This window comes from Prevotella aff. ruminicola Tc2-24 (assembly GCF_900110895.1).
GTDB lineage: Bacteria > Bacteroidota > Bacteroidia > Bacteroidales > Bacteroidaceae > Prevotella.
Map to the genome: position 1 here is coordinate 1 of NZ_FOIQ01000001.1, position 20,106 is coordinate 20,106.

The window sequence follows — 20,106 nt, forward strand, 5'->3', positions numbered from 1 at the left end:
TTGTTTTACTGTAAGAGAAGATATGTCTTATGGTGTAAAAGATACCTTCCAACCAACTAAGATGCCGTTATGTATCTAAATACATGCAAGTTAAAGAGAAAATAACACTTACTCCTAATGATGCCAATAAACTTTATCTCTCATTAAATAAATCAAAAAAGTTTCTCCCGAAGTCCTATTTTTCTTATATTTGCATCGAACACTAAATAGTGAGCGTATGAAAAGGATAACAATTGCAGTGATGGCCCTGATGTCATTGACGACAGCACAGGCCCAGGAAGAGAAACAAGACACCGCCGTTTTCATGAACGGATGTCGTGAGTTCGTAAACTATGTAGAGGGTCAAGCTCCTTTGACCAAGCCAACGGCAGATTCCTTGATCATTTATCAGGACAGTATCAAGGAACGTTATCGTCAGATCAAGCCTCAGTTGAACGACGACCAGGTGGGTGAGTATAATCGCCTGATGGGACGTTATACCAAGCGGATGCTTGAGTATCGCGGCGACCGTCTTTCTGACGGTCTTCAGGCCACTGGCGACAGCATCGCCAAGACTGCCAACCGCGTCGGCCAGCAGATTGGCGGCTTCTTCAAAGGCCTCTTCAATAAATAAAATTCTGCCAACTGTCAGCGAAATCTGACAGATTATCTTCAAGTTAGTCGAATGCCCACCAGAACAACCCTGGTGGGCATTTTCGTACCCACAAACCACCCTCCATATACCTTCCATTTTCCCCTCCAAAACTCTCAACATCTGAGAACTATTTTCGTGACGTCAAAAGGATGATAAAGTGGATTAAAGTGTAATGAGCCGTTATTTAACATTTGTTTGTGGTGTTATTATCCCAATTAAAATAGGGAACTAATTCGCTTTTGATGGTTGTTAATACGAGTGCTTAATTTAAATTCTGATAATAAAAACCGTAACTTTGTAGTCAAGAAACTATAATAAACCTATGGCTAATAGAAACATTATCCTCCTTCATCTTTTGGAGTCAGATATATACGAGTTCTATGGTTCACCGGCCTCTCTATACGACAGACATGAAGCCAAGGAACTTCTGATTGCACAGACCAGCCTTAACAACCATTTCAGCAAAATGGCAGCACAAGGTAGGGAACTTGTGTATCGAAATGACTATTGTGAGATCCGCAAAGGGAGCATTTATGTAAAGCCTACCACAAGAGGTCGGAAAAAGGAAAACAGTTGAATTGCAGATACGTAATAAATAGCTAGTTATATTAGTAGTAAAGGATAAAAACGTATAACAATGATGAATCGCTATTTTTATAGAGCCTCGCTAAATGACTTTTTCAATGATACATCGGATGAGATATTTGGAAAGATTTCCCGTAATGACGAAGGTGATAGTGTAAAAGAGCAGAAGTATGCATGGTCTGAGGAACTAGATATTATGCGGGACGTTTTAACGTCATGGAAAGGAGAAAGTGGTGAAGTCATTTTTGAGTTTTCTATACCTCGACTTGGTAAGAGAATTGATGTCGTAGTTTTGCTGCGAGGCATTGTGTTTGTGATAGAGTTCAAGGCGGGACAACAGACTTATTTGCAGTCTGATATGGAGCAGGTAATGGATTATGCTTTGGACTTAAAATATTTTCATCTAGGCAGTCATCGTCGTACCATTGTACCTATTCTTGTAGCAACAGAGGCAGAAAATAGTAGTCATAAATTGTGCGATTCTGTTTACAACGATCATATATATAATCCATTACTGACTAACCCAGATAACCTTGGTAGATTGATGTGTGAGGTGATTGAGCGTGAGAAAGCATTACCTTCTGATGATGATGAATTCTCAGACTGGGCTATCAGTAGATATTCTCCAACTCCAACGATTATTGAAGCAGCAAGTGCTCTATATCGGAATCATACTGTTGAAGATATTGTAAAACACGAAGCTGCAGGGAATGCTCTTGATGAAACGACACAGTTTGTCCTAAATGTCATAAATTATAGTAAAGAACATAAAGAAAAAAGTATTTGTTTTGTAACAGGTGTTCCAGGGGCTGGTAAAACACTCGTGGGTTTGAATGTTGCAGTACAACAATCTATTAAGGCTGAAAACGATCCCGACGGAGAACGCAATCTCGCTGTATATTTATCTGGTAATGGCCCTTTAGTGAAGGTTCTTACGGCTGCATTAGCAAAAGACAAGCAAAAAAAAGAGCACGAGAAAGGAAACAAATGCAACATTACAGATGCTAAACGAGAAGTTTCTCAGTTTATTCAAATCATTCATCGTTATCGTGGAAACATGCTTGCAAAGATTAAGTTGCCAATAATGGGTGGTAAACTTGAGATTGATGAAACGAAATCTGTTGCCCATCATTCTGCTGGTCACGGAGAGGTCGAGCATGTCGCAATCTTTGATGAAGCTCAGCGTTCTTGGGATTTGGAACACCTCGCAGGATGGCTGGCACGGGGTGGGAGCCGTGGTGGAATGAAAAAAGTCTCAGGTTTCCCAATGTCAGAAGCGGAGTTTCTGATATGGTCCCTTGATTTACGAAAAGATTGGGCTGTAATTGTATGTCTTGTAGGAGGAGGACAGGAAATCAACACGGGCGAAGCTGGTATAAGTGAATGGCTTCGTGCACTAAATGAAACTTTTCCACATTGGAAAGTCTATTTATCCAAACACTTGACTGATAAAGAATATGCAGAAGGCAATGTCGCTGATTTGGTTCGCAATAATCCTAATGTATCACAAGTAGACCAGTTACATCTGGCTGTTTCTATGCGCTCATTCCGTGCCGAAAATTTGTCCAAATTCGTTCATTACGTATTAGATAGAGATACGGAAGCTGCAAAAGAGCTCTATTTGACATTTAAGGACAAATATCCTTTGGTAATAACAAGAGATTTGTGTAAAGCAAAACGATGGTTAGAAGGGAAAGCCCGTGGTTCAGAGAGGTATGGCTTGGTTGTCTCGTCTCAAGCATATCGTCTGAAACCTTTAGCCATTGATGTTAGATTACAGCCCGATATTGAAAATTGGTTTTTGGCTGATAAGATGGATGTGCGCTCCTCTTTATTTTTGGAGGACGCCGCAACAGAATTTGATATTCAGGGATTGGAATTAGATTGGACATGTCTTGTGTGGGATGGAGATTTTCGATATACATCAAACGGCTGGGATCATAATGCTTTCCGAGGAAGCAAATGGCAGAAGATTCGTCAGGCCGAAGCTCAGTCATACCAAATAAATGCTTATCGTGTTTTGATGACACGAGCTCGTCAGGGCATGATTATTTGTGTTCCAGAGGGCAATCTGGAAGATCATACTCGTCTGCCCGAGTTCTATGATGGAACATACCATTATCTTAAATCTTTGGGGATCGAAGAGATCTAGCGTAATGAAACAGATAGAAGTTGTAGCAGCGATCATACATGACGGTGGGGGGCGTATCTTCGCCACGCAGCGGGGGTATGGCGACTATAAGGATGGATGGGAGTTTCCTGGGGGGAAGATGGAACCTGGGGAGACGCCGGAGGAGGCTCTGAGGCGTGAGATATGGGAGGAACTGGAGACGCGTATTGACGTGGAACGGCTGGTGCAGACGGTGGACTGGGATTATCCGGCCTTTCACCTGACGATGCACTGCTTCTGGTGTCGTGTGGAGAGTGGATCGCTCACGCTGAAGGAGCATGAGGCAGCACGGTGGCTCGGGCTCTCGGAGATAGATTGTGTTGACTGGCTGCCGGCCGACAGGGCGGTCGTGAAGACTATTAAAAAGGCGGATTCTTTTGCGGTGTGAGATGATTTGACTATATTTGTACCTTCAAAACACTTGGTTATGGATTGGCTTCATGTGATAGCGGTGGTGGCACTGGTGGCTATCGGTGTGTTCATCTACTGGAATAAGAAACAGGAATAGGTCTTGAATGGGCGGTGCCTGTCAAGATGGTGCGAGGCGAGGGGAGCATACTCAACGGCGCTTGAGTGTCAGTACCTTAGGTAGCTTCTGCCATTTCCCGTCCTTGGGGACTTTCAAGGCGCTTCCTTCTACTTGCTTGAGCTCGTAGATGGAGTCGTTCTTGACGGTGAGCGTGGCGGTGAGGTCCTCGCTGCCGTAGTCGTTGATCAGGGCGATGTGGGCGGTATGGCCTTTCACCTTGGCCGTGGTGATGAGCCAGCAGAACGAGTTGTGGGTCTTACCGAGGTAGCCGGGTAGTGAGCCGTAGAGGTCTTGTCCGGGCACGGTGATGCTCTCGTCGTAGAAATCGATACGCAGAAAAACATCGTATTCGCTGTTGTATAGGTGGGCCCGGAAGGGCCTGTTTTCTTGTTGCGCCGAGACGGAAATGGCCGTCATAACCAGTAGGGTGGCGAGGATTAACTTCTTCATTTTCTGTGCACTTTCTTATTTGCTTACAAAGTTACTAATCTATATCATGTTTTCGAGGAAAAATGAGAGAATATTTGTATAATGGTTGAATATTTTAGAAATATTTAAGTATCTTTGCTACCGATTATATATAGAGAGATGGCAAAAAAGCATTTAGTGCCAGACTACATCTTCGAGTCAAGTTGGGAAGTCTGCAATAAAGTAGGGGGAATCTATACCGTTCTTTCGACACGCGCCAAGACCCTGCAAAAGATACTTCAGGATAAGATCATTTTCATAGGTCCTGATTGCTGGAAAGAGAAAGAGAGTCCTTATTTCAAAGAGGACAAATCGCTCTTTGCCGACTGGCAGCGCGAAGCCAAGGAAGGTAACCGTGAACTCGGATTGCCAGGACTGCGTGTCAGGGTGGGCCGATGGACGGTGCCTGGCACACCTATCGCCATCTTGGTGGACTTCCAACCGTTTTTCGAGAAAAAGAATGAGATATATGGCTGGCTGTGGGAACACTACGGCGTAGACAGTCTGCATGCCTATGGCGACTACGACGAGGCTTCGATGTTCTCGTATGCTGCTGCCTTGGTGGTGGAGAGTTTCTACCATCATTACTTGGACAGCGACAAGAAGGTGATATACCATGCCAATGAGTGGATGTGCGGACTGGGTGCGCTCTATATCAACAACCGGCTGCCGCAGATCGGTACGGTGTTCACGACGCATGCCACAAGTATCGGGCGTTCGATAGCTGGTAACATGAAACCGCTCTACGACTATCTGTTTGCTTATAATGGTGACCAGATGGCCGAGGAGCTGAACATGCAGAGCAAACACTCGATAGAGAAGCAGACGGCTCACTATGTGGACTGCTTCACGACGGTGAGCGACATCACGGCGAAGGAGTGTGAGGAACTGCTGGACAAGCGCCCTGACGTGGTGCTGCCTAATGGCTTCGACAACAGCTTCGTGCCTACTGCCGCGCAGTTCACCCGTAAGCGTAATGCCGCCCGGCGGAAGATGCTGCAAGTGGCCAGTGCCTTGTTGGGTGAGGAACTCGACGACGACACGCTGATCGTATCGACGTCGGGCCGCTATGAGTTCCGTAACAAGGGTATCGACGTGTTCGTGGAGGCGATGAACCGTCTGCTCCGTGACCGTGACCTGAAAAAGAAGGTGGTGGCCTTCATCGAGGTTCCGGGATGGGTCGGTGAGCCTCGTAAGGATCTGCAGGAGCGCTTGGCTCAAGTTCAAGGCTCTAAGTCTAAAGCTCAGAGCTCAAAGACCAATGTGCAGTGCTCAAAGTTCAATGGCCCCTTGGAAGTGCCGCAGGTGACACACTGGCTGCACAACATGAGTCACGACAACGTGCTGGGCATGATGAAATACTACGATATGCATAACCGCAAGGAGGACCGGGTGAAGGTGATATTCCTGCCTTGTTACCTCGACGGGCATGATGGTATCGTGAACATGACTTATTATGATGTGGTGCTCGGCAACGATCTCTGCATCTATCCTTCGTACTATGAGCCATGGGGCTACACGCCGTTGGAGGCTATCGCCTTCAGGGTGCCTTGTATCACCACGGATCTGGCGGGCTTCGGACTCTGGGCTAACAAGGTGTTCGGCAAGGAGGGGGAGATCGAGGATGGTGTGAAGGTGATTCACCGTACGGACTATAACTACTCTGAGGTGGCCGACTGTATCAAGGACACGGTAGCGGAGTTCTCGTGCATGACGAAGAAACAGGTGGAGGCTTGTAGGAAACAGGCGGAGACCTTGTCGAAGAAGGCGCTGTGGAGTGAGTTCATCGGCTATTATGAGGAGGCTTACGACATCGCCCTGCGGAAAGCGGAAGCCAGGAAATAGAAACATTTTGGATTGAGAGATATATAACTGATTAGAATTTATAATTTGAGAGAGTATGAAAATAAAAGCTGATTACACGAATACACCTACGTGGAAGGATCTGACTGTGAAGTCGAACCTGCCCGAGCAGTTGAAGTGTTTGGATGAGATCGCCCACAACATGTGGTGGGTATGGAACTATGAGGCGCGTGACTTGTTCCGTGACCTTGACCCGGAGCTGTATCATGAGGTGAAGCACAATCCGGTGATGCTCTTGGAGCGTCTGAGTTTCGCCCGTAAGGAGGAGGTACTCAAAGACAAGGAACTGATGAAGCGCATCAAGAGCGTGTACAACCAGTTCCGTAAGTATATGGATGTGAAGCCTGATGCCAAGCGTCCGTCAGTGGCTTACTTCTGCATGGAGTATGGTATGCACTCGGCACTGAAGATCTACTCTGGTGGTCTGGGTATGCTCGCCGGTGACTATGTGAAGGAGGCTTCTGACTCGAACGTCGATATGTGCGCTGTCGGTTTCCTCTACCGCTTCGGTTATTTCACACAGAGTCTGTCGATGGACGGACAGCAGGTGGCCAACTATGAGTCGCAGAACTTCGGTTCGCTGCCCATCGAGCGTCAGCTCGACAAGGACGGTAACCCGATGGTGGTCGACGTGCCTTATACCAACTATCAGGTGCATGCTTATGTCTGGCGTGTGAACGTGGGACGTGTGAAACTCTACTTGTTGGATACTGACAACGAGATGAACTCTGACTTCGACAAACCTATCACGCACAGCCTCTATGGCGGTGACTGGGAGAACCGTCTGAAGCAGGAGATCTTGCTGGGTATCGGTGGTATGCTGCTGCTGAAGAAACTGGGTATCAAGAAGGATATCTATCACTGTAACGAGGGTCATGCTGCACTCTGTAACTTGCAGCGCCTGTGTGACTATATCGAAGAGGGCCTGACATTCAACCAGGCTCTGGAACTGGTACGTGCTTCTGGTCTCTATACCGTTCACACACCGGTGCCCGCTGGTCACGACTACTTCGAGGAGGGCCTGTTCGGTAAGTATATGGGCGGCTATCCGCAGAAGCTGGGTATCTCGTGGGATGAGTTCATCGGCATGGGTCGTACCAACCCTGATGATCACAGTGAGAAGTTCTGTATGTCGACCTTCGCCTGCAACACTTGTCAGGAGGTCAACGGTGTGTCGAAACTTCATGGCTGGGTCAGTCAGAAGATGTTCGCACCGATCTGGAACGGCTACTTCCCCGAGGAGAACCACGTGGGTTATGTGACCAACGGTGTGCACTTCCCCACATGGGCTGCCACGGAGTGGCGTAAGGTCTATGCGAAGTACTTCGACAAGAAGTTCATGAGCGACCAGTCGAACGAGGAAATCTGGCACGGTATCTACAACTGTCCCGACGAGGAGGTGTGGGAGACGCGCATGGCTCTGAAGAAGAAGCTGTTCGACTATATCCAGAAACAGTTCCGTGAGACTTGGCTGAAGAACCAGGGTGATCCTTCTCGTGTGGTGACGTTGCTTAACTCGATGAACCCGAATGCGCTGGTGATCGGTTTCTGCCGTCGTTTTGCTACATATAAGCGTGCTCATCTGTTGTTCACGGATCTGGAGCGTCTGTCGAAGATCGTCAACGATCCCGAGCATCCGGTGATGTTCCTCTTTGCTGGTAAGGCGCACCCCGCCGATGGTGCTGGTCAGGGACTCATCAAGATGATCTATGAGATCTCTCAGCGCCCGGAGTTCCTGGGTAAGATTATCTTCCTCGAGGACTACGATTTCTTGTTGGCTCGTCGCCTCGTATCGGGTGTCGATATCTGGATGAACACGCCGACTCGTCCGCTGGAGGCTTCTGGCACATCGGGTGAGAAGGCTGAGATGAACGGTGTGGTCAACCTGTCGGTCAAGGACGGCTGGTGGCTGGAGGGTTATCGTGAGGGTGCCGGATGGGCGCTCACCGAGAAGCGTACCTACCAGACGCAGGGTTATCAGGATCAGCTCGACGCTGCCACGATCTATGGCCTGCTCGAGAACGAGATCATTCCTCTTTATTATAATAAGAACGAACAGGGCATCAGCGAGGGCTGGGTCAAGGTGATCAAAAACTCTATCGCTCAGATCGCACCGCACTATACGATGAAGCGTCAGCTCGACGACTACTACGATCGTTTCTATACGAAGCAGGCTATGCGTTTCAAGGCACTTGCTAAGGACGACAACCGTCTGGCCAAGGAGATCGCTCAGTGGAAGGAGACGGTGGCCGAGCGCTGGGATGCCATTCATGTGGTGGCTGCCGACTGGAACTTCCCTGCCGGTGGTGGTGAGGCTGGATCGAAGTACACCCTCCGCTATGTCATCGACGAGCAGGGGCTCGACGATGCCGTGGCTCTGGAGAAGGTGAACCTCTGTACCGACAAGGATGGTGAGGAGCGTATCTTCTCGATCGAACCGCTGAAGCTCGTGGGCAAAGAGGGTAACAACTATACCTTCGAGGCTACGCTGAAGCCGCAGCAGGCCGGACAGTACAAGAGTGCCGTCCGTATGTATCCGAAGAACACGAACCTGCCTCACCGTCAGGACTTCTGCTACGTGAAGTGGCTGGAGCTTCCTGCCTTCAACAACTAAGACAGGTATCGCTGAGATAGAAAAGGGCCCGGGTTCAATGGAACTCGGGCTCTTTGTTTGGGGTTATTGGAACGCTGGTGCCTGGTAGTGGTCGAGGATATAACGACCTAATGCGTTGTCGCGGTTTCGCTGTGCCGTATATTGGATGCAGGATGACATCCGACGGTGCAGACTGTCGATGGCGTGCACGTGGTTCACTTGACCGGCGCTGTCGGTGGCTGGCTTTTTTAACAGGTGCATGACACCCTTGGACAACAGTTGGATAGAGTCGGTGAGGGCCTGCCACTCGTTGTTGACAATGGTGCCGGAGACTCGGGAGCATACCGGGGCACGGTTCAGTTCGATGGTGATATTACCGGGCTCCAGGAAGAAGGTCAGCCGCTGATCGGGCAACTGCTTCTGATAGACGGTACAGAGTCCCACGGTGTCGGTCTCGCCCGCAAACAGGAACTTCCCGTCGTGGACAAGGGTGACGGCAAGGGGGGCATCGGGGGTGGTATCGGCGGCCAGCACCACCGTGTCGCCTTCAAGGAACATGCCGGCAAAACCGTCGATACGATAAGAGTTGGACTGGCAGGCGGTGAGCATGAGACTCATCGCTGCCAGTCCAACTATAGACTTGCTATTCATGAAACCACTAAATAATATAGAGGTCGCTGATGCTCTCGTTCTTGATGACACGACGGATGGCCTCGGCGAAGGTGTCGGCAACGGACAACTGCTTGACCTTGGCACAGCGCTGTGTGTAGGGGATGGAGTCGGTGAACACAATCTCCTCAAGGGCTGAGGCCTGGACACGATCGCTGGCAGGACCGCTCATCACACAGTGACTGGCACAGGCGCGGACGGTCTTGGCTCCGTGCTCTTTCATCAGGTCGGCGGCCTTGGTGATGGTACCGGCGGTGTCAACCATATCGTCGATGATAACCACGTTCTTGCCTTCTACCTCACCGATGATCTGCATGGTGGCCACGACATTGGCACGGGCACGTGTCTTATTACAGAGTACGAGCGGACAACCAAGGTACTTGGCATAGGTGTTGGCACGCTTCGAACCGCCTACATCGGGCGAGGCGATCACAAGATCGTCGAGATGGAGGCTCTGCAGATAGGGCAGGATGACGCCCGAGGCATACAGATGGTCGACGGGTACGTCGAAGAATCCCTGGATCTGGTCGGCATGCAGGTCCATGGTGATGACACGGTTCACACCTGCCACACTCAACAGGTCGGCCACTAGCTTGGCACCAATGCTGACACGGGGCTTGTCCTTACGATCCTGACGGGCCCATCCGAAATAGGGGATGACGGCGTTGATCGTACGGGCGGAGGCTCGCTTGGCTGCATCGATCATCAGCAGCAGCTCCATCAGATTGTCTGAGCTGGGGAAGGTGCTCTGTACGAGGAACACGTCGCGACCGCGGATGCTCTCTTCATACGAGACGGCAAACTCCCCGTCGGAGAATTTGGTGATTTGCAACTGGCCTAGTGGACAACCCAGGCTTTGACAGATCTTCTCTGCCAGGTATTTCGTTGCTGTACCTGAGAAAACCATGTAAGAGTTCTTTTCACTCATGAGTTAATTTCGTTTTTATATCGTCTTTCCTTAATCTATTGTCTTACGCAAACGCTCAAAATGGGTGAGCAGAGCCTTGTAGTCGAGCTCGTTGTGGATATTGAAACGGTTCCACAGATCACCACAGATGACGATACCACCAAAACCTAGGGCCTTGGCTTCCTTGACATTATTGAGGTTCATGCCTCCTAAGGCATAGACCTTCTTGTCTATCAGACCCTGACGGGAGGCTTCTTCTAACTCCTCGTGAGTGAACGACGCTTTCTCGTCGGCATTGGTCTGACTGTCGTAGATGGAGTGGAGAAACACATAGTTGGACTGTTTCTTTGCCTCTTTCAGTTCGCTGATGCTATGACAGGTTCTGGTGACGTTGCCCTTATACCCGATGGGGGGCTCTGTGAAGGCATCGTCGATATGAATGCCCTTCAGACGGTATTCCTCTTTCAGGTAGAAGTGACCGTGAACGGTGATCTTACTGTGAAAGTCTTCTCCCAACAGGGTGAGCAAACGCTCGGAATAGATGGGAGAGGCGCCCGGCTTGTATAGATGGAGATTCTCCAGTCCCTCTTCGAAAAGATTGGCTAGAATCTTATCTTCTTCGACGAAGAAGGTGGGCTTGGTCATTACAATGAGCTTCATTTTGGTATCCGTTCTCTTTCTGAAGTGCAAACTTACACATTTTTTTCGATATTCTGACCACTTTGACTAAAAAAAAGATGATTGAGAGGCGTTTTTCAGAAAAATATCGTAATTTTGCAACTCAGAAATGGCGAGCAGGAATGGCTCGCCATAAAGATAAGAAAGATTTACCAATTTAAATAATCCAAAAAATGAAAGCATTTGTTTTTCCCGGACAGGGAGCACAGTTTGTAGGCATGGGTAAGGATCTGTATGATAACAACCCGCTTGCAAAGGAACTTTTTGAGAAAGCAAACGAGATTCTCGGTTATCGTATTACCGATATCATGTTCGAGGGAACAGACGAGGAACTGAAGCAGACGAAGGTGACACAGCCTGCCGTCTTCCTGCACAGTGTGATCTCTGCCCTCTGCTTGGGTGAGGCCTTTGACCCGAAGATGACGGCTGGTCACTCACTGGGTGAGTTCTCTGCGCTGACCGCTGCCGGAGCACTGAGCTTTGAGGATGGCCTGAAGCTGGTCTATGCACGTGCCATGGCCATGCAGAAGGCTTGTGAGGCACAGCCCTCAACAATGGCTGCTATCATCGCTCTTCCTGATGAGAAGATCGAGGAGGTATGCGCCGAAGTGAGCAAGATGGGTAAGGGTGTGGTCGTTCCGGCCAACTATAACTGTCCCGGACAGCTGGTTATCTCTGGTAATATCGATGCCATCAACGAGGCTTGTGAGCAGCTGAAGGCTGCCGGTGCCAAGCGCGCACTGCCCCTGAAGGTCGGTGGTGCTTTCCACTCTCCGTTGATGCAGCCCGCCAAGGATGAGTTGCAGGCTGCCATCGAGCAGACGGAGATCAAGGCACCGAAGTGTCCTGTTTACCAGAACGTCGATGCTAAGCCTCATACGGATCCTGCTGAGATCAAGGCAAACCTCATTGCCCAGCTGACCAGTTCGGTGCGTTGGACACAGAGCGTACAGAATATGATTGCTGATGGTGCCGACGACTTCACGGAGTGTGGTCCCGGTAAGGCCCTCCAGGGTATGATCGCTAAGATCAACAGAGAGGTGTCTGCTCACGGTATTGAAGAATAATAATCCCTTGATGGTGCCAGTCTGACCGATCGTGGTGGGACTGGCACTATTTCAATCTATTAACGGTCTACTAAAACATGAACAATAAAATCATTGTTTACCAAATTTTTACGCGGCTATATGGAAACAGGAATACTTCTCGGAAGGAGAACGGCTCTATCGAAGAGAACGGCTGCGGTAAACTGAATGACCTGACACCGACGGTTCTGAAGAAGATCAGGAACATGGGTGTCAGTCATGTTTGGTATACAGGGGTGATCCGACATGCGACGCAGACCGACTATTCGGATCATGGTATTCCCGTGAACCATCCCGCTGTGGTGAAGGGAAAGGCGGGGTCGCCCTATGCCATCACCGATTATTATGATATTGACCCAGATCTGGCTACGGACGTGGATCTGCGTATGCTGGAGTTTGAACAGCTCGTGGAACGCACGCATCAGGCTGGCATGAAGGTGATCATCGACTTCGTACCCAACCATGTGGCTCGTCAGTATCACTCCATCTGTAAGCCCGAGGGGGTGAGGGATCTGGGAGAGGATGACAATCCGCAACATGGCTTTGATCCGCAGAACAACTTTTACTACTGTCCCGGTCAGTCGTTCTCGCCTTATTTCGATCTGTATCATGGGGCGGAGCAACCGTATCATGAGGAACCGGCCAAGGCTACGGGCAACGACTGTTTTCATCATGCACCGGGGGTGAACGATTGGTATGAGACGGTGAAGTTGAACTATGGCGTAGACTACTATGCCGGTAGGATAGGGCATTTCCAACCGATTCCAGACACGTGGGATAAGATGACGGATATCTTGCTCTTCTGGGCTGGTAAGGGCATAGACGGCTTCCGCTGCGATATGGCGGAGATGGTGCCGACGGCCTTCTGGCATTGGGCAATCGACAAGGTGAAATACCGTTACCCAGAGATAATCTTCGTTGGCGAGGTGTACGACCCGAATCAGTATCGCAGTTACTTGGGTGCTGGCTTCGACTATCTATATGATAAGGTGGGAATGTACGACACGCTACGTGGGGTGATGGGTGGCGGTCTGTCAACACATGCCATCACCAGTGCCTGGCAGCAGACTGATGATATACGGGATCACATGCTCTTCTTCCTCGAGAACCACGACGAACAGCGTATTGCCAGTGACTTCTTTGTCGGTGATGCACGGAAAGGTGTGCCTGCACTCGTTGTGTCGGCATTGCTGCAGCAGAACCCATTGATGGTCTATGCCGGACAGGAGTATGGGGAGCGTGGCATGGATCAGGAGGGATTCAGTGGGCGCGACGGACGGACAACGATCTTCGATTACTGGTGTATAGACACGTTGGTCAGGGCTGCCCAACGGAAGCTCACGGCAGAGGAGAAGGTGTTAAAGGCTCAATACGATAAGGTGCTGAACATCGCACGGTCTGAGAAGAGCATCGTCGAAGGGGATTCGTTCGATCTGATGTACGTCAACGGACAGTACCAGCGACAATATGCTTTCCTGCGTAAGGCTGACAGTGAGGTGCTGCTTGTGGTCGTGAACTTCGACGACTTGCCTGTGGTGATGGATGTCATGATACCTGCTCATGCCTTCGACTTCCTGAACATGAAGGAGAAAGGAACTGTTTCTACGGACTTGTTGACGGGGGAGCGTATCAGACTGCAACTGCAGCGTGACATGCCGGTTGTTGTCAGTCTAAAGCCCTTGGGGGCCGTTATAATGAAATTCAAAGCATAGAAATATAAATGGCTGACTATATCCTAAACGAACACAACAAGGAGGAGTTCCCTCCTGCACATACGGCTGAGCATCTGCTCAACCAGACGATGATCCGTCTTTTCGACTGCGGGCGTTCTTATAATGCTCATGTGGAACGGAAGAAGAGTAAGATGAGCTTTCATCTGGACCATAAACCGACTCGTCAAGAGGAGAAGGAGATCGAACTGCGGATGAACGAGTTGATTGAGGAGGATCTACCCGTGACTTTCGAGTTTGTGACGCGTGACGAGCTACCGGAGAAGGTGAGTCTCGACCGTCTGCCTGATGATGCCTCTGAGACCATCCGTCTGGTGCGTATCGGCGACTATGATGTCTGTCCTTGTATCGGTCGTCATGTACGTAGCACCTCGCAGATCGGGCGTTTCGAATTGCTCGGCACCAATTGGGACGAGCAGGAACGCTCCTTCAGAGTGAGGTTTAAGATTGTACAATAAGGGTGTCGGAATCGATGACGGATGCCCGTAGATCACTTGGGTGACATTTTCATGAACACCGGGTAGTGATCGGAATAACTGAGCTCGCGCTTATAATAGGAGATGCCTTCCAACTGCTGGTCGTGGAAGACATAATCGATACGCACTTTCTTATTGCCGCGGTAGGTGAACATAAAGCCATCGCCACACTCCTTGAAACCGTCGATCTTGTCGCCGAGTAAGGTGTTGTAGACGTAGGAATAGGGCACATCGTTGAAGTCGCCACAGACGATGATGGGCACCTTCGACTCGCGCATGTCCATTGCCACGACATCTGCCTGGCCTGAGCGGGCTATCATTCCTACCGTGTAGTTGCCGTAGATGGCGCTGATAAGCGTGTTGTTTTGCACGTCGAAACCGTTACGGGCAATCTTTGCAGCCCGGTGCAGGGTGCCGTTGATGCCTGTGGTCTCCAGATGCACGTTGTAGATACGATAGGTATGGTCGTTGACCTCCACCTCTGCCCACATCGCACTGTTATTGGTCATCTCGAAGGGCAGGTTCTTGGATTGCTTGATCGGATATCTGCTGTAGATCACCATGTCGCTCTCGCCAACGGCCATATAGGGAAAATAGTCCTTGTAGGAGTCGGAGTTCTTCTTGTCACCGCTCTGGTCGAGATACTCTTGGAAACAGACAACATCCACTTTCTGCTTCTTCATCTCCGACAGGATGTCTTGTGCCATGAAACCGGAGGTCTCACGACCGAACATCGCCACGTTGTAGGTGGCCACCTTGATGCCTGGCTTGGCATCGGTCTTCTCGTCGAATGAACGGAACTGGTAAAGGGTACCGATATAGGGGATGCAGCACAATAGGGTGACCAGCGGCATGATAGCCCAGTGAAACCTACGCAGAATAAGCCAGTATATCAGGAATATAGCATTGCCGATGATCAGGATGGGCAGCGCATAGACCAACATGGCCCGTGCTGTGTTACCACCGGGATGCACATGACCACCATAGAGTCCAGTAAATGTCATAATCATCAACAGAAACGTGATGATCAACATCATAAGAGCGAAATATTTCTGAACGGCGAGCTTTCCCATACGACGTTTTCCTATTGCTACGATTCTTTATCGATGTATTTCTTGACGATCTCAATCAGGTTCTCAACCTTGAATGGCTTGGCCAGGAAATCGTCGCAGCCGGCGGCCTTGGCCTCGCGGATATTCTCCTCGAAAGCGTAGGCACTCAAGGCGATGACTGGTGTGGACGTGACCTCCTTGATGATTCGGGTGGCGTCGAGACCGTTCATCTCGGGCATACGGATATCCATGAGGATGAGATTGGGCTTCTCGTCTTCATTGATTGTAACAGCCTCGATGCCGTTATGGGCACGGAGCAGGCGATACCGCTTCTGAAGCACAATCTTTACCAACTCGTAGTTGCTGTCCTCGTCTTCTGCCACCAGAATGGTCTTCATGTTCGGCTGATCGGCGCGCTCATTGATTCGGATGGTGCGCACATTGCTCGTCGTGGTGGTCTTGTTCTGGTCGTAGCCACCGATGCTTCCATCAAACGGGAAGGTGAACCGGAACATTGATCCTTTGCCTTCTTCTGACTCGACGCTGATCTTACCGCCCAGACGCTCTACGATGATCTTACAGAGCGGCAGTCCGAGACCATAGCTGTTCTTGGATGTCTCAGCGTCTCGCGACATATAGGTCTCGAAGATATGACTGATGTCTTTCTTCTCAATACCTGAGCCTGTGTCCTTGACAAAGAACTCGATATCCTGACCATCGTCGATAATCTGATAACCGTAACTGATAGTACCACGAGAGGTGTGTTTCAAAGCATTGCTGATAAGATTGGAAAAGACTTGGGTGAGACGGTTGGCATCTGTGTTGAAGATTACCTTCATCGTGGGCTTGTTCCAGGTCAGACGTACGGTTTCCGGACAACGGAACTTAAAGATATTCTTAATGCTGGAGCAAAGTTCATGGAGGTCGGTCGGGGTCTTCTTCATCACGATTTCGCCTGACTCAACTCTAGACAAATCGAGAATCTCGTTGACCAGACTCATGAGACGGTTGTTGTTACTTTCGATAATCTCAAAGTACTTCATTCGGTCTTCAGGGGAGTCGGTCTCTACAATCACTCGGGAGAAACCTTCAATGGCATTCAATGGAGTCCGTATCTCATGACTCATGTTTGCCAGGAAAAGGGACTTCATCTTACTGGCTTTCTCAGCTTTCAGAGCCTTTTCTTCGTATTCCTTTAATTTTCGGTTAGCGATCGATAGCTGCTCGTTGACGAGCATCAGCTTTCGATTCGCATCTGCAAATTTCTGTAACAGTATCTCCCTTTCGTCCTTTTCCATTACAATTACAATCTACAATGTTATTCGGTGCAAAAGTAATAATTTATTTTTAATTATACGCATAAATAAAGAAATTTTTCAACTTCTCTTCGCTTTTTCCCAAGCACCATTTCTTCCATGTGTTCTCAAATAGTACATGCCACGGAATACATTCAGATTCATGAAGACGAAATAATAGACGGTATAGAGCAATTTGTTCCGACGACCGCGACGGTAGGACAGCCAGCCTCCGAAGGCCATTGCATAGAATAGAAGCTGTAACCCTAAGGTAATCAGGTAGAAACGTTCGGCACCCATGAGGACTATTGCCATGTTGGTGATGAGAAGAAGAACCAGAGCGATGGGGGTGATGCTCCAACGGAGTACACGGTGACTGACATATTGGAAGGTGACCAAAGGTCGGCGAAAGGGGTTGAGCATGCTCCGGAGCCACCAAATGCTCTGCAGACCGCCGGCTGCGATGCGGCGCTTACGCTTCGACTCCTCAAAGAGATTGGCAGAGCCGTATTCCATGGCATAGGCATCGGAGGTATAAGCAATGCGCTTTCCTGCCTGTACAACGTACATCGACATCATGAAATCGTCGAGGAGGGCATCGTCGGGCACGTCACGACAGAGCGTGGGATCCATGGCATAGAGCTCACCGGCTGCGCCCATGGCAGAGAATAGCTCACTGTCCCATTTTTTCAATGTACTTTCGTACCGCCAATACAGACCTTCTCCCTCGGCTGCCATCTCTCCTACTGTCTTGGCTGCAACACGTTTCTCTCCGGCCACACAACCGACCGTGGGATCCATGAACAGACGGGCAATCTCACGGAGGGCACCGGGATTAATCATCGTATTAGCATCGGTGAACGCGACATAGCGCGTCTTCAATGACTGAAGGCCGTGCTTGAGGGCTGCGGTCTTACCTTTACGCTCAGGACTGTATACGATGTCAACCTCAGGATAGGCAGCCAACAGTTCGTTGGTGTGGTCGTTGCTTCCATCAGTGACCCACATGATATGGAACTTGTCTTTGGGGTAGTCGAGTGCTCTGGCGTTTTTCATTTTCTCTGCGACGACATCCTCCTCATTATAAGCACAAATCATGAGGGTCATCGTGGGCAACTCATCGTCACTCGGCATCGCGGCTTCACGAGTGTTTCTCGTGAAGAACCGCTTCAGCCGGATGATGATATATAATAGTATTCCGTAACCTAGATAGGTGTAGAATACGATGAGCAGACATGCCCAGAACAGGATTTTCAGTGTTATCATAGGCGTTCGTTCTTTTGGCTTTACTTGGTCTCGATCTCTTCCTGCATGTCTATGAATTGCTTGTCGGAATCGTAGAACTCATATTGTAGGAAAGCCAGCTTCTGGGATGGAATCACACGGACACCGAGTCCGTATTTCATTTGCCATTGGCGCTTTAGACTGAACACGCCTTTGTTGATGAAGGCAGCCACATAGGGATGCACGTGTAGATAGAACTTGTGGATTCCGATCTTGTTGACCAGAGTGTCAATTTTATTCTCGAGAGTATCTGTGAACAGAATGCTGGATTTAATCGTGCCTTTTCCGAAACAGGTCGGACAGACTTCCTCGACGTTTACGCTCATGGCTGGACGGACACGCTGACGGGTAATCTGCATCAGACCGAACTTTGAAAGCGGTAGGATATTGTGCTTGGCACGGTCCTTCTGCATGTTCTTACACATCCGTTCGTACAGCAACTGACGGTCTTCTGGGAGCTTCATGTCGATAAAGTCGACGACGATGATGCCTCCCATGTCACGCAGACGAAGTTGGCGTGCCAGTTCGTCTGCGGCACCGAGGTTGGTCTCCAAGGCATTGGCCTCCTGACCATTCTCCTTCTTGATACGTGTACCGCTGTTGACGTCAACCACATGCATAGCCTCCGTATGTTCAATAATCAGATAGGCGCCATGCTTGTAGTTTACAGTCTTTCCAAAGCCCGACTTCAACTGCTTGGTGACGTTGAAGTTGTCGAAGATAGGTACTGTCCCGTTGTAAAGCTTGATAATGTCTTTCTTCTCTGGAGCAATCAGACCCAGATAGTTTTTGATTTCATCATGGACTCCGCTGTCGTTGACGTGAATGCCGTCGTAGGTGGGGTTGAACAGATCACGAAGGAGCGCCACGGCTCTGCTTTCCTCCTCAAAGCACAACTGGGGGCGTTCTGTGGTCTTCTGGACTTTCGTGATGGCGTCTTCCCAACGCTTCAGCAGAATCTTCAGTTCAGCATCAAGCTCTGCAGCTCTCTTTCCCTCTGCCACTGTCCGAACGATCACGCCAAAGTTCTTCGGTTTGATACTCTGAATGAGTTGCTTCAATCGACTGCGTTCCTCGCCACGCTTGATCTTCGTAGACACTGAGACACTGTCGTCAAAGGGTATCAACACTAGGTAACGGCCTGCAAAACTTAACTCACACGTCAGTCGGGGACCTTTCGTGTTAATGGGTTCCTTGACAATCTGGACAAGGATCTCCTGACCGACTTTCAGTGTGTTGGCGATGCTACCGCCTTTGGGTAATTCTGGTTGGATGTGGGCTTTCTGGATGGGGTAGAGCTTTTTTCGGTCGCTGACTACCTGCTTCAGGTACTTCTCATAAGAGTAAAATTGACTGCCCAGATCAAGATAGTGCAGGAAAGCCACGCGCTCAGCACCAACATCAACGAAGCATGCGTTGAGGCCGGGCATCAGTTTCTTTACCTTTGCCACATAGATGTTACCCACCGAGAACGATGCCGTGCGCTGCTCCTGCTGGTATTCAACCAACTGCTTGTCTTCGAGCAGAGCGATCGATATGTCCTTCGGTTGGACATCAATGATTACTTCACTTGTCATTTGCTTCTCAATCTTTTCTTGGGGGTCGTTAAATTCAAAAAGGGTGTGTCGCTATTCTCTTGGGAATCAGCAGGCACACTCCTTTCATTTCTTTTTTACGGGGTCACCGCAAGTAATTACTTGCTCTTGTGACGATTCTTGCGCAGTCTCTTCTTGCGCTTGTGAGTGGCCATCTTGTGACCCTTCTTCTTTTTTCCGTTTGGCATAATCTTATAATATTTTAAATGTTAATTACTTCATCTTCTCAATGAAACTCTTTGAGGGCTTGAAAGCGGGGAAATCGTGAGCATCGATCACGATGGTCGTGTTCTTTGAGATATTACGAGCGGTCTTCTGTGCGCGATGCTTTACTACGAATGTACCAAAACCACGCAAGTATACATTCTGCTTGTTCTCGGCAAGGCTAGTACGGATCTCTTCCATGAACGCCTCAACCGTGGTAGCTACGTCTTTCTTGGCAACACCTGTCTCCTCAGCAATTTTGTTGATGATTTCTGCCTTTGTCATTTCT

Annotated in this window: 16 protein-coding genes and 1 pseudogene; 8 read left to right on the forward strand and 9 right to left on the reverse strand. The window is 49.4% G+C overall.

The window, feature by feature from the left end; genetic code table 11:
• The first annotated feature begins 217 nt into the window (after positions 1-217).
• The 4 genes from BMY63_RS00005 to BMY63_RS00020 all read left to right on the forward strand — a co-directional run bounded on the left by BMY63_RS00005 (position 218) and on the right by BMY63_RS00020 (position 3,777).
• Positions 218-613, forward strand: coding sequence for a hypothetical protein (locus BMY63_RS00005; protein ID WP_091913909.1), 396 nt, complete (start codon positions 218-220; stop codon positions 611-613).
• A gap of 343 nt (positions 614-956) precedes the next feature.
• A complete protein-coding gene (locus tag BMY63_RS00010) occupies positions 957-1,211 on the forward strand; it encodes a hypothetical protein (protein WP_091913911.1) in 255 nt (84 codons plus the stop codon).
• Positions 1,212-1,271: 60 nt separating this feature from the next.
• The gene (locus BMY63_RS00015; RefSeq protein ID WP_256218880.1) at positions 1,272-3,371 is read left to right on the forward strand and encodes a DNA/RNA helicase domain-containing protein; all 2,100 of its coding nucleotides are present in this window, start codon (positions 1,272-1,274) and stop codon (positions 3,369-3,371) included.
• Positions 3,372-3,375: 4 nt separating this feature from the next.
• On the forward strand, positions 3,376-3,777 hold the full coding sequence (locus BMY63_RS00020) for a (deoxy)nucleoside triphosphate pyrophosphohydrolase (protein ID WP_091913913.1): 402 nt from the start codon (positions 3,376-3,378) through the stop codon (positions 3,775-3,777).
• Between the two features lie 171 nt (positions 3,778-3,948).
• On the opposite strand, the gene BMY63_RS00025 is transcribed toward BMY63_RS00020, so the two are convergent.
• Positions 3,949-4,368 carry a hypothetical protein gene (locus BMY63_RS00025; protein WP_091899153.1) on the reverse strand — a complete coding sequence of 140 codons (420 nt, stop codon included), beginning with the start codon at positions 4,366-4,368 and terminating at the stop codon, positions 3,949-3,951.
• Between the two features lie 138 nt (positions 4,369-4,506).
• Here BMY63_RS00025 and BMY63_RS00030 point away from each other — a divergent pair, with 138 nt between their 5' ends.
• Both BMY63_RS00030 and glgP read left to right on the forward strand, forming a co-directional pair.
• On the forward strand, positions 4,507-6,231 hold the full coding sequence (locus tag BMY63_RS00030; protein WP_091913915.1) for a glycogen/starch synthase: 1,725 nt from the start codon (positions 4,507-4,509) through the stop codon (positions 6,229-6,231).
• 55 nt (positions 6,232-6,286) lie between these two features.
• A complete protein-coding gene (gene glgP, locus BMY63_RS00035; protein WP_091899155.1) occupies positions 6,287-8,863 on the forward strand; it encodes an alpha-glucan family phosphorylase in 2,577 nt (858 codons plus the stop codon).
• 63 nt (positions 8,864-8,926) lie between these two features.
• Here glgP and BMY63_RS00040 read toward each other — a convergent pair whose 3' ends face one another.
• The 3 genes from BMY63_RS00040 to BMY63_RS00050 are packed head-to-tail and all read right to left on the reverse strand — an operon-like array spanning position 8,927 to position 11,078.
• Positions 8,927-9,493, reverse strand: a complete 567-nt coding sequence (locus BMY63_RS00040) for a DUF4369 domain-containing protein (RefSeq protein WP_091913917.1) — start codon at positions 9,491-9,493, stop codon at positions 8,927-8,929.
• 7 nt (positions 9,494-9,500) lie between these two features.
• Positions 9,501-10,439: a ribose-phosphate pyrophosphokinase gene (locus BMY63_RS00045; protein ID WP_091899157.1), complete on the reverse strand. Its 939-nt coding sequence runs from the start codon at positions 10,437-10,439 to the stop codon at positions 9,501-9,503.
• Between the two features lie 30 nt (positions 10,440-10,469).
• A complete protein-coding gene (locus tag BMY63_RS00050) occupies positions 10,470-11,078 on the reverse strand; it encodes a thiamine phosphate synthase (RefSeq protein WP_091899158.1) in 609 nt (202 codons plus the stop codon).
• Between the two features lie 191 nt (positions 11,079-11,269).
• On the opposite strand from BMY63_RS00050, the gene fabD reads away from it, so the two are divergent.
• The gene (gene fabD, locus BMY63_RS00055) at positions 11,270-12,163 is read left to right on the forward strand and encodes an ACP S-malonyltransferase (RefSeq protein ID WP_091899159.1); all 894 of its coding nucleotides are present in this window, start codon (positions 11,270-11,272) and stop codon (positions 12,161-12,163) included.
• Between the two features lie 77 nt (positions 12,164-12,240).
• Positions 12,241-14,369 (forward strand): annotated as a pseudogene (locus BMY63_RS00060) (alpha-amylase family glycosyl hydrolase).
• Positions 14,370-14,401: 32 nt separating this feature from the next.
• Here the strand turns inward: BMY63_RS00060 and BMY63_RS00070 are convergent.
• The 5 genes from BMY63_RS00070 to BMY63_RS00090 all read right to left on the reverse strand — a co-directional run bounded on the left by BMY63_RS00070 (position 14,402) and on the right by BMY63_RS00090 (position 20,102).
• A complete protein-coding gene (locus tag BMY63_RS00070) occupies positions 14,402-15,460 on the reverse strand; it encodes an endonuclease/exonuclease/phosphatase family protein (RefSeq protein WP_091913923.1) in 1,059 nt (352 codons plus the stop codon).
• A 17-nt stretch (positions 15,461-15,477) separates the two neighbouring features.
• Complete coding sequence (locus tag BMY63_RS00075; protein WP_091899163.1) at positions 15,478-16,737, reverse strand: ATP-binding response regulator; 1,260 nt, start codon at positions 16,735-16,737, stop codon at positions 15,478-15,480.
• A 78-nt stretch (positions 16,738-16,815) separates the two neighbouring features.
• Positions 16,816-18,000: a glycosyltransferase family 2 protein gene (locus tag BMY63_RS00080; RefSeq protein ID WP_091913925.1), complete on the reverse strand. Its 1,185-nt coding sequence runs from the start codon at positions 17,998-18,000 to the stop codon at positions 16,816-16,818.
• Between the two features lie 20 nt (positions 18,001-18,020).
• Positions 18,021-19,595 (reverse strand): Rne/Rng family ribonuclease, encoded by a 1,575-nt coding sequence (locus BMY63_RS00085; protein WP_091899165.1) that lies wholly within the window; start codon positions 19,593-19,595, stop codon positions 18,021-18,023.
• A 231-nt stretch (positions 19,596-19,826) separates the two neighbouring features.
• Positions 19,827-20,102 (reverse strand): HU family DNA-binding protein, encoded by a 276-nt coding sequence (locus BMY63_RS00090; RefSeq protein ID WP_091899166.1) that lies wholly within the window; start codon positions 20,100-20,102, stop codon positions 19,827-19,829.
• Between the last annotated feature and the right edge of the window lie 4 nt (positions 20,103-20,106).